At 37.3% G+C, this 15,093-nt stretch carries 16 protein-coding genes, 1 rRNA gene and 1 pseudogene; all 18 read right to left on the reverse strand.

Going from position 1 to position 15,093, the window contains the following annotated elements; genetic code table 11:
- Positions 1-222, reverse strand: a 16S ribosomal RNA gene (locus PGRAN_RS11435); the annotation flags it as partial.
- Between the two features lie 286 nt (positions 223-508).
- Positions 509-1,534 carry an Mrp/NBP35 family ATP-binding protein gene (locus PGRAN_RS11440; protein WP_036067239.1) on the reverse strand — a complete coding sequence of 342 codons (1,026 nt, stop codon included), beginning with the start codon at positions 1,532-1,534 and terminating at the stop codon, positions 509-511.
- 128 nt (positions 1,535-1,662) lie between these two features.
- Complete coding sequence (locus tag PGRAN_RS11445) at positions 1,663-2,439, reverse strand: hypothetical protein (protein ID WP_036067240.1); 777 nt, start codon at positions 2,437-2,439, stop codon at positions 1,663-1,665.
- A 13-nt stretch (positions 2,440-2,452) separates the two neighbouring features.
- Positions 2,453-3,217, reverse strand: coding sequence for a DUF6270 domain-containing protein (locus tag PGRAN_RS11450; protein ID WP_241433341.1), 765 nt, complete (start codon positions 3,215-3,217; stop codon positions 2,453-2,455).
- Positions 3,214-4,242 (reverse strand): O-antigen ligase family protein, encoded by a 1,029-nt coding sequence (locus PGRAN_RS11455; protein WP_159101143.1) that lies wholly within the window; start codon positions 4,240-4,242, stop codon positions 3,214-3,216. Before PGRAN_RS11455 ends, PGRAN_RS11450 begins: the two co-directional genes overlap by 4 nt.
- 402 nt (positions 4,243-4,644) lie before the next feature.
- The gene (locus PGRAN_RS11460) at positions 4,645-5,343 is read right to left on the reverse strand and encodes a CpsD/CapB family tyrosine-protein kinase (RefSeq protein ID WP_051998607.1); all 699 of its coding nucleotides are present in this window, start codon (positions 5,341-5,343) and stop codon (positions 4,645-4,647) included.
- Between the two features lie 17 nt (positions 5,344-5,360).
- Complete coding sequence (locus PGRAN_RS11465; RefSeq protein ID WP_036067242.1) at positions 5,361-6,032, reverse strand: YveK family protein; 672 nt, start codon at positions 6,030-6,032, stop codon at positions 5,361-5,363.
- 34 nt (positions 6,033-6,066) lie between these two features.
- Complete coding sequence (locus PGRAN_RS16355; RefSeq protein WP_051998608.1) at positions 6,067-6,456, reverse strand: glycosyltransferase; 390 nt, start codon at positions 6,454-6,456, stop codon at positions 6,067-6,069.
- Between the two features lie 8 nt (positions 6,457-6,464).
- Positions 6,465-7,205, reverse strand: coding sequence for a glycosyltransferase (locus PGRAN_RS16630; RefSeq protein WP_051998609.1), 741 nt, complete (start codon positions 7,203-7,205; stop codon positions 6,465-6,467).
- 50 nt (positions 7,206-7,255) lie between these two features.
- Positions 7,256-8,473 carry a glycosyltransferase gene (locus tag PGRAN_RS11475; protein ID WP_036067243.1) on the reverse strand — a complete coding sequence of 406 codons (1,218 nt, stop codon included), beginning with the start codon at positions 8,471-8,473 and terminating at the stop codon, positions 7,256-7,258.
- Between the two features lie 15 nt (positions 8,474-8,488).
- A complete protein-coding gene (murJ, locus tag PGRAN_RS11480) occupies positions 8,489-9,994 on the reverse strand; it encodes a murein biosynthesis integral membrane protein MurJ (RefSeq protein ID WP_036067244.1) in 1,506 nt (501 codons plus the stop codon).
- Between the two features lie 48 nt (positions 9,995-10,042).
- Positions 10,043-10,567 (reverse strand): acetyltransferase, encoded by a 525-nt coding sequence (locus PGRAN_RS11485; RefSeq protein ID WP_051998610.1) that lies wholly within the window; start codon positions 10,565-10,567, stop codon positions 10,043-10,045.
- On the reverse strand, positions 10,515-10,742 hold the full coding sequence (locus PGRAN_RS17810; protein ID WP_159101144.1) for a PglD-related sugar-binding protein: 228 nt from the start codon (positions 10,740-10,742) through the stop codon (positions 10,515-10,517). The genes PGRAN_RS11485 and PGRAN_RS17810 overlap by 53 nt, the downstream gene beginning before the upstream one ends.
- A complete protein-coding gene (locus PGRAN_RS11490) occupies positions 10,696-11,310 on the reverse strand; it encodes a sugar transferase (protein WP_036067245.1) in 615 nt (204 codons plus the stop codon). The genes PGRAN_RS17810 and PGRAN_RS11490 overlap by 47 nt, the downstream gene beginning before the upstream one ends.
- Positions 11,276-12,600: pseudogene (locus PGRAN_RS11495) on the reverse strand (UDP-glucose dehydrogenase family protein). The gene PGRAN_RS11490 and the pseudogene PGRAN_RS11495 overlap by 35 nt, the downstream one beginning before the upstream one ends.
- Positions 12,597-13,844 carry a glycosyltransferase family 4 protein gene (locus tag PGRAN_RS11500; RefSeq protein ID WP_036067246.1) on the reverse strand — a complete coding sequence of 416 codons (1,248 nt, stop codon included), beginning with the start codon at positions 13,842-13,844 and terminating at the stop codon, positions 12,597-12,599. The pseudogene PGRAN_RS11495 and the gene PGRAN_RS11500 overlap by 4 nt, the downstream one beginning before the upstream one ends.
- Before the next feature lie 14 nt (positions 13,845-13,858).
- On the reverse strand, positions 13,859-14,365 hold the full coding sequence (locus tag PGRAN_RS11505) for a DUF4352 domain-containing protein (RefSeq protein WP_036067248.1): 507 nt from the start codon (positions 14,363-14,365) through the stop codon (positions 13,859-13,861).
- Between the two features lie 41 nt (positions 14,366-14,406).
- Entirely contained in the window at positions 14,407-15,084 is a 678-nt protein-coding gene (locus tag PGRAN_RS11510) for a Crp/Fnr family transcriptional regulator (protein WP_036067249.1), read from the reverse strand.
- Positions 15,085-15,093: the final 9 nt, after the last annotated feature.

Below are 15,093 nucleotides of genomic sequence, written 5' to 3' on the forward strand. Positions count from 1 at the left end.
GAAACCATCTTTCAAACAGGCGTCATGCGACGCTTGTTATTATTCGGTATTAGCCCCGGTTTCCCGGAGTTATCCCCAACTTACAGGCAGGTTGCCCACGTGTTACTCACCCGTCCGCCACTAACGTCCGAAAGAGCAAGCTCTTTCTTCGGTTCGTTCGACTTGCATGTATTAGGCACGCCGCCAGCGTTCGTCCTGAGCCAGGATCAAACTCTCTTTCAAATAAAAGATGAATCTGAATACTTATTCAACACCGTGAATAAGATCCTTGCGTCAAATTGACTTCGCTAGCAAATAATTTTACTAGTATTACTTGTGGAAATAGCTCTCTATTTCCGTCCTGTGATTCTTACCCGAAAACATTGCTGTCTTCTTGGTTTTATCTTTGTTTCTGTTCAGTTTTCAAAGGTCAATCTCTCATGCTGCATTTTGCATTATGCGCATCAGCAACGTTTATAAATATACCAACTATTTATCCATTCGTCAATACTTTTTTGCATATTTTTCATTATAAATAGTGATTTATTTTTTCAGCCAGTGTTAAAAAGCGTTTTCCTTGCCTTGTACCTTCATCGTAAATGCCTGATAGATAGCCATTTTCATTTTGAATTGGTTGCTCAATAGGGAATTTTTCAAGTAACTCAACTTTCAGCTCATTCGCTACTTTTTCTCCACCACCTCGACCAAATAAATACACTTCTCGACCATTTGCATCTTGATAATAAGATAAGTTCTCAATTACACCTAAAATGTGGTGTTCGTTTTTCTTTGCCATAATCCCAGCTCTCGCCGCTACAGTTGCTGCTGCTTGATGTGGTGTTGTAACAATCAATTCATTACATGTGGGCAATAATGTGTGTATGTCTAAAGCCACGTCGCCTGTTCCTGGTGGAAGGTCTATGATTAAATAATCTGGAGAATTCCAATCCACATCTTCTAAGAACATCTTAATCATTTTTCCAAGCATTGGTCCACGCCATATAACTGGTTCACCCTCGTCCACAAATGACTCCATCGAGACCAACTGCACTCCATATGTTGTAATAGGTATAATTCGGTCATTCTTTGTTTGAGGACTCTCAGATGTTCCTAACAATGCTGGTAAGCTAAAACCATAGATATCTGCATCCAGTAGTCCTACCTTCTTACCTAAGCGCTTCAATGACACAGCTAGATTTGCCGCTACTGTAGACTTTCCTACTCCACCCTTTCCACTCGCCACAGCAATGAACTGTGTTTTGCTTTCTGGAGACAGGATATTATTTCGTGCTTCCAATAATTTAGCTACTGTTTGCGTTGGTAGGTAGCTTAGTTCTATTTGGATTTCTTCACAGCCAAATTGCCCTAGTAGTTCCTGTATATTGGCAGTAAATACATCTGTTTGTTGCTCTGGATCAGCTAGTGCAATCTGAATATCCACACTATTATTAGTAACATCCACTCCAATTATTCCATCTGTTTCAAGCAACGTCGCCTCCAAAACTGGATCAGACACGCGATGTAGTAGTTTGGTAATCTGCTGTTCGTTTAACATAAAAATAGAACCCCCTGTATATCCCGCGCCCTCTTTTTAAGCGCTTTCTTAATTATAACATGAGGCCGGTAGATTTCGCGAAACATTTGCCCAATTAAAATAATGAAGCTGTCAAAATCCCGAATAATTTACGCTCTTTTTGTGGTTTCTAGTAAAATTTCAGCTAGCGTTTTTGTTAGGAATGGGGGGGAAAATAGGCTTACTTCTTGGTGAATTTTATATTCACATACATCTAAAACTATCGGATATCCTTCGTTCATTAAGTCTTCAACTAACATTTCAATATGCTCTTCATAGGTATGCTCTTTATTAGAAAAATGTAAATATACTTTTGGTAACATTCCTTGCGTATCCTTTAGTTGCCTTGTTAGCAATTCATTTAGAATATCAATTTGCCTCTGATCCGTGCTACCCATAATGCTTTTTAAAACTGGTGCTTTTTCGGGGATATCGCTTAAATAATTTCCTAATTTATACTGTGGTGCACCACTAATAATGTAATCCGCACCCTTTTTCATCCCGAAATATAAGCTAGCAAAACCACCTTTACTTGTGCCTACAAAAATCATTTTTTCTGACTGTAGCTTAGTTTTGAACGTATCAATAATATTCTCGACTGCTTCCATAATTTTGAAATCGCCATTTTCGGCTAAATAATAGGCACCTCGTTTATCAAATCCGAAATTATCCAATATAAAAAGCTTATTGGCGCGGATATCTTTTAGCGTTCTTAAATAATTATAGGTCGCCTTCATTCCGGTTCGAGGAAATGCGCTAAAAATGATGATGAGTGGTACATCTTTTTGCGTACTTTTTTCTAAAATATAATTTAATTTCTGCCCATTTGGCGCCTTGTATGTGCGGCTCCTCCATTTGAAATATATTTTTACAATTAGTTTCTTCATTATTGTCCTCCAATTATTTTGTTAGTTCTCGTATTTTATGCAGCATACTTCGATAATAACCGCTCTCGTAATGGGATACGGAATGACCAAATGGATAGCTCGTGTCGCCGATATAACCGCTATTTCTCATATCTAAAACTTTTGCTTTCGGAAAAACTTGCATAAACAGCGTATTTAATTCATTCCAAAATTGATTGTATTCATCAAGCGTCTCTGGTGTGTTATATGGGACCTTCTTTTTTTGCGCATCATAGTAAAAACTTGTTAGTTCGCATACATTCAATATGATCTGTTCTTCACGGATATAGCAAAGCAGTTGTTTTCGATATTGATGTAAGGAAGTAAGCCAAACGCTCTTGAAATGCTGTTTATTTTGATGATCCACCATCTTGACGAAGCGAATATCATTCAGAATTCTGCTCTGCTCAAGTATAGGTGAAATCGTGATCGCCTGTTTTTCTGAAATAAATCCGATATTTTTCAATGCATCCGAATAGAGGTCAATTAATAGATAGTCTGGATTCGTTTCTGCTATTCTTTCAAAAAACCTTTTCTCAAAATCTTCGCGGACAAATCGTTTCTTTTCCTTCGGTATATCCTCGTATTCGCTAATATCCATTGTCACTACATCGGTCATGGTAGCTATAATAGACGAATGAAATTGTGTCATAACACATGCAAAATGAGACTTATATGTCGGATTAAAATATGGAGCCGAACTTAAAAAATTACGACTAAAACAACTGCCAAACACGGCTATTTTTTTCACTTGTGTCACTTTATCAATTCCACCTCTCCATTTTTCTCCCGCTGTAGTAAATTGATAATCGCCAAGCCCACTCCGAGCGCAATCCAAATGACGCGCATTTCGAAAATACTACTGCTCCCAACAGAAATTCCAATAAACCCTACTAGGATTACCATTGGCATAGCCGCCTTTAAAGACCGGTTTTTCAAATAACCTTGTACCGCCCAATAAACAAAATATAGGAAGAATATAAGAACAGGAATAAAGCCTAGCAAACCGATATCCGATATGATTGTCAACCAAAAGTTGTGCGCCGCCATTGTTTGTGAGCCTGACAAATCAATATTAGCAGTTCCATATAGAGCATCGAAAACATAGCGAGGCGTCATTCCAAGCCCAACACCTAGGAAATGATGATCTTGACATAGCTGGATAACAAATTTATAAATGAACATCCGGTCTTGCGTCGACTCCCCTTTTCCCGTGAATGATTCCACTAGTTGAGAGGTCTCCCCTGAACTCGCAAAACTTGAGTACATCACTTTACAAAACAACGCAGTAATTCCTCCAAATACAGCGATCAGGAAATATTGAATTCGCAACACCTTGAAAAGAACAAGAAAAACAATACATGCCCACCCTAAAAAGCCCGTTCTAGAATGTGATTCGATGACTAGGAAAGTGACAGCTACGAGCATGATGAACCAAATAAGTTGATAGCTTTTTTTCTTGGATGTCAGGAGATGTAGCGATGCTAGCCCAAAATAAATAACGAGATATGAGGCGTAGTCATTCGTGTTGACTAACCATCCAGTAGGTCTCGAATCCGCGTAATTCAGCAAGCTTCCCGCTGAGAAGCGCAGATGTTTCCCAGATAAAGCTTCATATAAACCAATGCCTATTGAAATAATGTAATTCCAAGTCACCCACATAAGTACTTGGCGCAATTTTGTCCAGGAGGTAATGTAATAAGCACATATAAAAATTAAGTAACTGATTTCAAATTGAAAGTATAGCGCACTTAAACTCAGCATAACGTCTGCTGACCAAATCATTGCTATAGCTGCATACAAAAACCAACAAATCAAACAAAGAAGTGGTATCTTAAGAAACTTGATCGCAGTGAAATCTTTTTTTGAGCAAATAAATCCAACGATATGGACAGCCAGCAAAATTCTGAACAAAAATAAACTAGGTATTTGAGGGAAAGATGCATATGCTCCCCAAAACCCTGACATCAATACCGCTAAAAACAGACCGTACATCCATTTATTTGCAGACACCTTGTTAATGTATATTATCCCAACAGTGATGATAGGCACAATGAGTAATATCGGATAAAATGGGCTTAGAATACTTAAAATAATTATTAAAAATATTATTATCCTTGGCGCACTGACTAATTTAGATGATATATTTCTCATGTTTTCTATCATATACACTACTTCCTAAATTTATTAATAATAATTATATGACGCTAATTGTTTATTATTGTAGCGCTTGTTGTTTAGTACCGCTCCTAGAATATTAGCATCCACTTGTTCTAGTAGCTCTTTGGATTTCAATACATCTTGTTCCGTTGTTGCTAAGCTATTAATCAACAAAATGGCACCATCACTTTCCGCCGCCACCACTCTTGCGTCTGTAAACAAATTAACAGGAGGACAATCTAATAAAATCAGGTCAAACTCTTCTTTCAGATCCTCTAACAATTGTTTAAACTCCTCGGAGCGAAGTAACTCTAGTGGGTTCGGTGGCAAAGTTCCTATCGGTAAAAAAGACAAGTATTTATTCTCTAGTGGAATAATAGCTTCTTCAAAAGTCACCATGTCTACTAAAATATTCGACAAACCTGGCATTAATTTTGTTTTAAATTGTTTTGTGATTTTTGGATTATAGAAATCCACGTCAATCAATAATGTTTTTTGTTTATATAATGCAGATGTATTCGCATAATTTGTAATGAAAAAAGATTTTCCTTCTCCTTTATTTGCAGATGTAACTGCGATGGTTTGAATACGCCCACCTCTTTTTTCCATGAATTGAATATTCGTCTGAATAGAACTAAATTTTTCGTATGCTACTGAATTTTTCTGCATAGTCATTTCATTGCCAGTCGTAATAATCGTTTCTGCTACTCTTCGTTTAGTAAACATTTAGCCAGTCCTTTCGCTTAGAGCTCTGTGCTCTTAAATTTAGGTATATCTCCGAGAAATGGTAAGCCCATGCTTTCTAATTGCTCTTTATTTTGAATCGTTGTATCTAGAGCGCATAATATGAATAATAAGCTACAACTTAACATCAAACCAACCATTACAGCTAATATATACGTAGAGTTATTGCTTGGTGCACTTGGCTCAGACGCTTTTTCTAGAACAGTCACTGTGGTTCCTTTGAAAATCTGCGGAATTTCTTTACTCACCACACCGACCATAGCAGACGAGACTTTTATGACTTGATCTTTATCCAGATTTGTATAGTTTATCGTCATAACTAGCGAATTCTCATTGGATACTATTTTCGTATCGCTGGCTAGCGTGCTGGAAGAATCCGTTGTCTTTACTTTGTCTTTCACCAAATCCATGATTTTTCCACTTTGTAAAACGGAGGTGAATGTGTTGATTAATTGAATATTGTTCCGAACACCGTCCGATGTTTGTGTTTTGGTGCCCGTCTGCTCAATATTGAAAAGAACTTGAAAGGAAGATGTATACTGTGGCTTCGCAATATAATTGTTATACGTATATACACTGGCTACCGATAAACAAATAATCAAGAGCATCCAAATAAAGCTTTTCTTAAATGTTTTCCATAAATTACTTACCGTGAGATTCTTAATTTTCATTGTGGGTTCTCCTTGTCATTAGTAAGATGGGCTACTAATCTTCGCTCGAATAAATTGATGATAGTTTCTCTCCTTCACGTTCCCAATTATAAAATCGATTAAAAGCCTCCTTACCGTTTTCTCCAAGTTGTTTATTTTTTTCCGGGTTAGCCATATAAAAATCAATGATATCGTATAATGCGTCATAGTCCTCTGGATCACTTGTCTTTCCGCAATCATGCTCCGTTAACATCTTCGTGAAATCCGGAAAATCTGATGCGACAATTGGTAACCCTGCCGCCATATATTCAAAAAGCTTCGTGGAATGCGAATTAAGATTGTTCGGTGTCGGGTGTAGTAAACATAAACCTACGTGAGCAGCTTGATAATGCCCCCAAATGTCTTTGTACTGCATTCTGCCATGTAGTTCGATATTGTCGCTCAAATGGTTTTCTACGATAAATTGCCGAACCCTCTCTTCATCTGTAAAATAGGCCCTATGAGTTTTAATTGAAACGTTTGAATCCCCCTATCTTTTAACGATTTGGCTAACTGCAACATGTTAAACAACCCACGCTGCTCTGTTAACACACCTACATAAATCATCGTAAAGACATTATCCTTCATAATAAGTTCATTCAAATTTGGGAAGATCGGATAATTTAATACGTCTACTTTATTCAGGGTGAGTTCTTCGTAATTATCCTTATACGACAGCTCTGCAAAAATAACGGTGTCGCAATATTTCATCCATTTTTTCTCGAAATATGCTACCACTTGGGAGAGTATCGGTCGAATAATTCGAGGTAGCCATTGCTTCGTCCTAATAGCAGCAGGAAGGTGCTCATGCATATCATACGTGATTTTTATTTCATCTTTTAATTTCTTTTTCAAAGCTCTTGCAGTAAGCAACAACTCTGGGTCATGAAAGTGGAAATAGGTCGCATCCGACTGAATCATCTCTTTATACAAGAAGCGCCAATGTATAAATCTCTTGTAACGTTTTTGCGGTTTCAAATAATGCATCGTTAAATTCGGTATATTTATTTTTTCGCCAGGGTGGTCTAGTGCGTAAAAGTCCACTTGGAAGCCTTGATTTGCTAGCGTTTGTGCTTCTTTAAAATAAATTCTTGTGTCACTCCACACATGTACGGAGCTAGCCATCATTATTTTTTTGGGGTTTCTATTGTTCAAAAAAACCTAATCCTCCTAAAGTATACAAATGTAGAGCGTGCACACTGTTATTATTTTTTCATACATCGTAGTGCTAGTTGGTCGTTCAAACGGTCAATATTAAATTCAGCATCAATTTTCTCTCTTGCTTGTAATGAGACTGGTAGCCATTGTTCCGGATTATCTCTAATTTCTAAGACTTTTTGGATAGTCTCTTTGACAACGCCCTCAGGTACAAGCCAGCCATTTTTATCGTTTGTGATTAATTCTGGGATGCCACTATGTTCTGTTGAAATAATCAATTTACCTCGACCCATCGCTTCCATTAGAACAACTGGAATACCTTCTTTATCTCCATTTGCTGCAGTTTTACTCAGCTGCATCATAATATCAGCTTTCTCGATCGCTTTGTTTATTTCTACTTGCGATTGCCAACCGAGTAAAGTTACTTCATTCGACAGGTTAGCTTGTTTGATTTGGCTCTCCAATTGTTGACGCAGTTCACCCTCTCCAATAATTTCTAGAGATACGTCTACACCACTTGCCTTCAACGCTTCCATCACCTCGATCGTAACATCCATACCTTTTTTCTCCGTTAGTCGACCAATTGAGAGGAATTTCATGGTGGATTCCATTGGAGCTGGTGATATAAGACTAAATTCAGCTAAGTTAATCCCCATATGATGCACTTTTATATTGGAAACATCTGCACCCATTTTGATGAGTTTACTTGAAAAAAGTTGGCTGACTGGAAGCAGCGTAATATCAGAGGCAAACAGCGAATCATAGACCGCTATACCTTGTCGTTTCGTAAATGAAGTTAAATCATGCCCGTGAAAAAATACCATTGTTTGTTCTGGTAATAAACCTTGGTCTTTTAGAAATGAAGCAATGCTACCATTCGGACCATAATGGCAAATCACAGCATCCCCAACCTCTCTTTCTAAAAAGTAAGGCAAGGCATAAAGGAATCGGAATGTGAAAATCATCTTACCGTATTTCTTATAATTGAAAGCGCTGAAAGTTGTTTTTGGTGATGTAAAAACGGATGTCAAGAACAAACCTATTCCACCAAACAATCGCTTCCATCGGCTACTTGGAAAGTTTAAAAATCTTGTTTTATCAAGCAAGTTGTACTCTGCAATCGCAGCATGATTTTCTTTATTCTCGACTTTGTTCCAAGCTAGTATTTCTACTTCAATACCTCGATCGATAAAGCCTGTTATTTGATTTAATATGAATGTCTCAGATAGTTTTGGAAATGAGGATATGAAAAACAATACTTTCAAGCTATATAACATCCTTTATAAATTATTTTTGTTGTTATTCAAAAAGTAGTAGATATATTTTCTTTGCGTTAACAGCACGCATAGCCCATAAACGATTACGCCAATACCGATATAAATCAGCAAATCTATCAACATATTATTAATGTGAATCAGCTTCATCGCTCCCCAAATGCTAGCGCACATGATAAGTGAATTCATAATGATAATCATGTGTTGCCTCACCATACTTCTTAATGTCAAGCCAATTGTTTTTCGTAAATCGCGGTAGCCCAGAGCGACAGAAATAATTGCCGCAAGTAAAGGGGACAACATAATAGCGTACACACCGATCGTAAAGGAACCGATAACTAAGAAGATAATTTGGATAACAATCACAATCAATGAATTTTTAACGGGGGTTTTCGTATCACCCATGCTATAGAATGCTTTAAACAAAAACTCTCGAACCACAACAAATGGTAACGCTAGACTTAGAAAAATTAGAAACTGCCAAACAATTATTGTAGATTCATGTGTGAAGTTGCCTCGCTCAAACAGCAATTTAATCACAATACCACTAAGCATGATCATGCCACTTATCATCGGGATAACAAGTATATTGGAGCCATTGATGAAATAAATTAGCTTTTCTTTCGCCTCTGCGATATTTTTATTGAAACTTCTTGTCAATGTCGGATAAAGCATCGAGATCAAGTTAATAATGATCAGTGTTTGCATAATGCTAATTATTTGATTGGCATACACCATTGTCGAGATATACCCTTCTCCAAAAAAGCGAGCTAATATATTCGGCAATATAACTGTTACCTGATAAATAACAGAACTGAGTGTCACCGGTAATGTTAGTTTCATAAGGTTTCGAAATTCCGGATGTTTCCATTTAAACTTGGCTTGATATTTGTACTGTTCATTTCGGTTACTAAAAATTAGGAGGGTGCATTCCACAACATAGGAAAGTCCGATACATATCGCCGCTTCGATAATGCTTATATCCGGTGTGAAAATTATATAAATATAACTCAATAGCGCCGAAACTAAAGCGGCTAATTTCACGACGACGAATTTACCATCCATTTGCAAAAACGCTGTCTGTATAGCAGAAATTAATCGGGTGTACTGCGCAATTCCTAGAATAAAGGTCAGTAAGAATGTCAAAGTCTGAAAGCTAAATCCGTCGCCTTGACCAAAACCGTAGAAGTAAATACTGCCACCCAGAAAATAAAGAAGCAATACAACATACGTAATCCCTAAAACCGCCGTGATATACGAATTCAGTACATTTCTATGCTCATGATTGTTCTTCATCTTCGCTAAAAAAGGGATAAGTACTGTGGCAACAGATGGTCCCATAATGTTTATCAGACAAACCATTGCCGTATTAGCAAAATTAAAAGCATCCATTTCATTACTTATGCCAAAATGGGTTGCCAGTGCAGTGGTTCTTAATAGAGAAATAACCTGCACTACCATCGTTAAAATAATGATAACGGAAAATGTTTGATAAAATTTAATGCGTTTCAATAATCTCTACTGGGGCACTTTTCTTCATTTCCCATTCGCCTTCTTTCATTATCTGACTGCTGTTCGTTCCCTCGTATAACGCATAACTTTCGCTGGGGAACCATATGCGATGCAATTGGATGGTATATTCTTAAGAACCAAAGATCCAGCTCCAATTGTGGTCCCCTCACCTATCGTGACACCTTGTACAACTGTAGTTCCAGCTCCAACAAATGCTCCTCTTTCTACCGTAACAGCGCCACATAACGTGGTGTTCGGCGATATCGAAACAAAATCTTCCAGACTGTTTTTATGTTCAATAATACTAGCTGAATTAATGATGACGTGATTTCTGATCTGTGCAGCACTATGAATGGTGGCGTGGGGTAATACCGCTACTCCAGCGCCTAGTATCACATTATTATCAACAAAGGCAGTTGGATGAATAATCGTAGCATACTGGCATGCGATTAAGCCTAACCGTTTTGAAATATCTTGACGTATTTCACCATTGCCAATCGCAATAAAGTAATAAACTTGCTCAAGATGTTCTAATTCTTTTATAAATGAAAGGGGCGCACAAAAAAATGTCATGTTCTAAATTCATCTTGTTATACTTATCGTCACAAAAGCCAATCACTTGGTACTCTCCGTGATGTATAGCGGCCTGACTTATGACCTGTCCAAGTCCACCTGCACCAATGATTACTAACTTCTTTTTACTACCTAGTGTTATTCCCAGTAAATCTTTCTGAATTAATAAATCCATCCTGTTTCACACCCTCATGTATCAAGACTTTATATACCGTTAAAAACAGTATTTTTATATCCAACTTAAGCGATTGGTTTTCGACATACTGAATATCTAATCTGAATTTCTCATTCCATGTAATTGAATTTCTACCATTTACTTGCGCTAAGCCACTGATTCCTGGTTTCACGTCCAAGCGCTTTCGTTGTGCTTTGGAATAAAGCGGAATATATTCCACAGTCAATGGACGTGGCCCAATCAAACTCATATTGCCCTTTAAAACATTTAATAGTTGTGGCAATTCATCTAAGCTAAGTCCACGGATAATGTTGCCAAACTTAGTAATGCGCTCGTTATCTGGTAATAGGCAATTATCTTCATCATAGATTTCTTGCATCGTTTTAAATTTATAGATGACAAATGGTTTACCATGAATACCCGCTCGAATGGATGCATAAATTGGATTCCCTCGGAAATATAGCGCCAGTATGAGATAAAGGAAACACATCGGCAAAAGTAATAAAACAAGGAGTACTAAAGACAAACTGAAATCAATACACCGTTTCGTAATTTTTGTTCTTCTCATACGTTCCGTCTCCTATAGCATAATATTCTATTCCTGCATCCAACATTTTTTCTTTATCAAAACATAGACGACCATCAAAAATAACTGTTTGCTTCATACGCGCTGCACATTCATTCAGATCCATTTGTGTGATTTCTTTCCATTCTGTAACTACAAATGCACCATCTGTTTGTGCAACTGCTTCCTCAGCTGTATTACAGAAAATAACGCGATCTCCTAAAACTCGTTGTGCATTTTCCATGGCTACTGGGTCGTATGTCTTCACTTTTGCCCCTTCGTCCAATAGCATTTCGATGATAGAAAGCGCAGCAGCTTCTCGAATATCATCCGTATTCGGTTTAAAAGCGAGACCCAACACAGCGAACGTTAAATTCTTCAAATCTCCATAATAAGCCTTGGCTCGGTTCACTAACTTCTGATGCTGCATTGTATTAACCCAGATGACCGATTTCAATAAATGAAAATCATAATCCACATCCCCTGCGATTTGAAGCAAAGCTGCTGTATCTTTCGGGAAACATGAGCCTCCGTAACCAATACCAGCTTGTAAAAATGCGCTGCCAATTCGTTTATCCATCCCCATACCCGCACTAACTTCACGAATATCAGCACCCGTTTTTTCACAAATGTTAGCAATTTCATTAATAAAACTGATCTTTGTTGCTAAAAAAGCATTGGATGCATACTTGATCATTTCTGCACTTTCTAAAGCCGTTGTGTATATTGGTATGTTAAAGTTTCCATTTACTTCTTCCATCGTGCGAAGCGCCACTTTATTATCGGCTCCTAGCACAATACGATCTCCATAAAACACATCACGGATCGCAACACCTTCCTTAAGAACTCGGGGTTGGATACAATACTTACTTTATGAGGCGTCTGCTCTTGAATAAATGTTTGTAGATATCGGTTTGTTCCGACTGGGACCGTACTTTTAACAACAATAATCATTTCTTTTGTCATTGTCTTAGCTACATCGGTTGCAGCCGCTTTTATATACTCCAGATTGGCAGAACCGTCTTCTTTTTGCGGCGTTCCCACAGCTAAATAAATGATGTCGCATTCATGCATAGCTTGTTGTAAATCCGTTTTAAATGATAGTCTGCCATTATTTATATTCTGTTCCATTAGTTCTTCGATACCCGGTTCATAGATTGGTGAAATCGATTTTTGAAGTTGTTCGATTTTGTAAGCATCAATATCTACGCAACAAACTTGATGCCCTATTTCCGCTAAAGCAACACCAGTAACTAACCCAACATAACCCGTTCCAATAACTACTATATTCAATTTAAATTGCTCCTCTCAAGCGATCTTAATAAAATCATTTCTACTTTATCTGCTAACTTTTCAGCGCTGTAATGTTCCTCGGCAATATTTCTGATTTTGGATTGCTGTGCTCTTAATTCTGTTCGCTGATTCTGTAATTCTATCAATTTCTCTGCTAATTCTTCAGGTTCTGCCGGATCAACATAGTAGCCAATATCATATTTCTGCACGATGTCTTTTGTCCAACCGTCAGAATTCACAATGATTGGTCTTCCTGCTGCTAACGAATCAAAAAACTTATTAGGTGAATTAGTTGCTAAAATCGGTAGTGGTTTGAAACACGTCATAGTAATATCAGCTAAACTTGTATAAATCGGGACGTCTTTCCTTGAAACATGACCACTAAAAATGACATTTGTAAGGCGGTGCTTCGCGCAGAATTTTTCTAATCTAGGCTTGCTTTTTCCATCGCCGCCAATAATGATCTTAATTTCGTCTTGTTTCCTATCTTGTAATATTTTAGCGGCTTCAACGATATAATCGAGACCGTTCGCTTCTCCCATCGCACCTAAATGCAACATAATGAATGCATCTTTCAAGCTAAATCTTTCCGCTAATGTCCTTTTTTCCATTTTGTAGTCCTTCTTTAGATCAAACAAGGCTAAGTCTGAGAGGTTAGGAATCATCGTTATTTTTTCTGCTTGAATGCCTGTAGCCACGATACCCTCAGTCATGCCTGGCGATAGGCTGATAATATGTTCTGCCCTTTTGTACACCCTTTTTTCAAGATGTTGCAACATTTTAATCACAAACGGGGACTTAATGGCCTTCATCTGTTTCGGTGCCTCTGGCCAAAGGTCTCTTACTTCAAAAACAAACGGAATCTTTAATTTTCTCTGTAATCTTAATGTCGGTATCGCAATGGTTAGGGGTGTAGATGTCGAAAACATAATATCCATACCCTTTAGTTCTTTACCAATTTTGTAAGCATGGTGCATGTAAGATAGAAATGACTTACTTCTTTGGACTAGCCCCATATAGTTGGAATAATCATTCTTGACCGCAATAACCTCGATACCATCCACATGATAATACTTCATATTTTTGACTTCTTTATAGGGTGTATCCCCAGTTAAAAAAGTATCTGTTGTCAGCATAGTAACTTCATGTCCGTGCTCGATTAACTTCTTTGCAAACTCATAGGATCTAGTAGATGTATAAGAGTTACGCGTTGCAAAATATTGATGGAGATATAAAATTTTCAACGATTAGACACCTCTCACTTCTTCATTTCAGCAATAATATTCCAAGCAGCTTTTTCATCGCTATCCAAAGGTTGATACATCAGTTTGTACGTATCAAAACCCTTCGGAATCTCATAGTAGCCATCGCCTTCGGAGGTTTGACCAGGTTTAATCGTATCTGCAAAATTAATCCCGCTACCCATATAATAGTAATTCTCACCAATGTTGATAATGAAGTCATTCGCAGCTACAGTGAAATCTGTTGTTGACTTGTTTTTGATTTTGTAGTGAATCTTTATAAGTTTGTTGCCCTTCTTATTCTCTTCCGGTGAAACTTCATTGCTCACAGAAACGGGTGTAATGATTAGCTGTTTCGTTTCTTTTGCTTTATTAATATCTCCTTGCGTCTGCTCTTGTTTCTTTGTTTCACTCACCTTGCTCGTTTCTACTTTCTTCGCGGAAGTATCTCCACAGCCAACTAGTAACGTTGAGGAAACGAAAAGTGTCGTTGCCATTATTATTAATTTAGATGCTTTACTCATGTTTTAGTTGTTCCTTTTCCTTTCTTAGATCAATATATTTGTTATTCGTTCATCGTGTAGTCAAGTAAAATAAATTGTTTTGCCTTAATAGAACAAAAACCTTCTTCTTCAAGATGTTTACATATTTGTGACATGGAGTTTGTGCTGAGATTAGCGTAGTTAGCAAGATCTTTTCGAGTAAAATATCCTGGTATTTTTGTATTTTTGCCATCTTTATAGCCATATTTATCTGCAAAATCTCTTAATATCTTTTTTAATCTTAACTTTCCTACTTGCCTCATCAATATATATTTATGGGCAATCAAAATATTATGATTATGATTATTTAAATATAGGAAAAGCCACCCTTCTTGCATGCGAAGTAGATTTTCCATCACATCTTGTTTCGGAAATATATATACCGTAGCACTACTTATTGTCCTAACACTATCTTTATTCTGCCTTAATGAGAAGATATCATCCATCCCAATGATATCGCCTTGGCTTGAAAATGATATAATTTGCTCTTTGTATTCATACGCAACTACACCCGATTCTAAGAAATAGATATTATCGTTTGGTGTGAATTCACTACAAAGCATTGTATCCTTCGGTAGCACTGTTTTGGTGTATGGAACTCGATAGGTCGGATCATCTTTCAGAAGGTCTAATAAATATTTTGAACCAAATTTATCCTCGATTGTATCTCTGTTGTACAACTCAATAAATAGTGTGCTCATTTTAGTACG

The organism is Listeria grandensis FSL F6-0971, from assembly GCF_000525835.1.
GTDB lineage: Bacteria > Bacillota > Bacilli > Lactobacillales > Listeriaceae > Listeria_A > Listeria_A grandensis.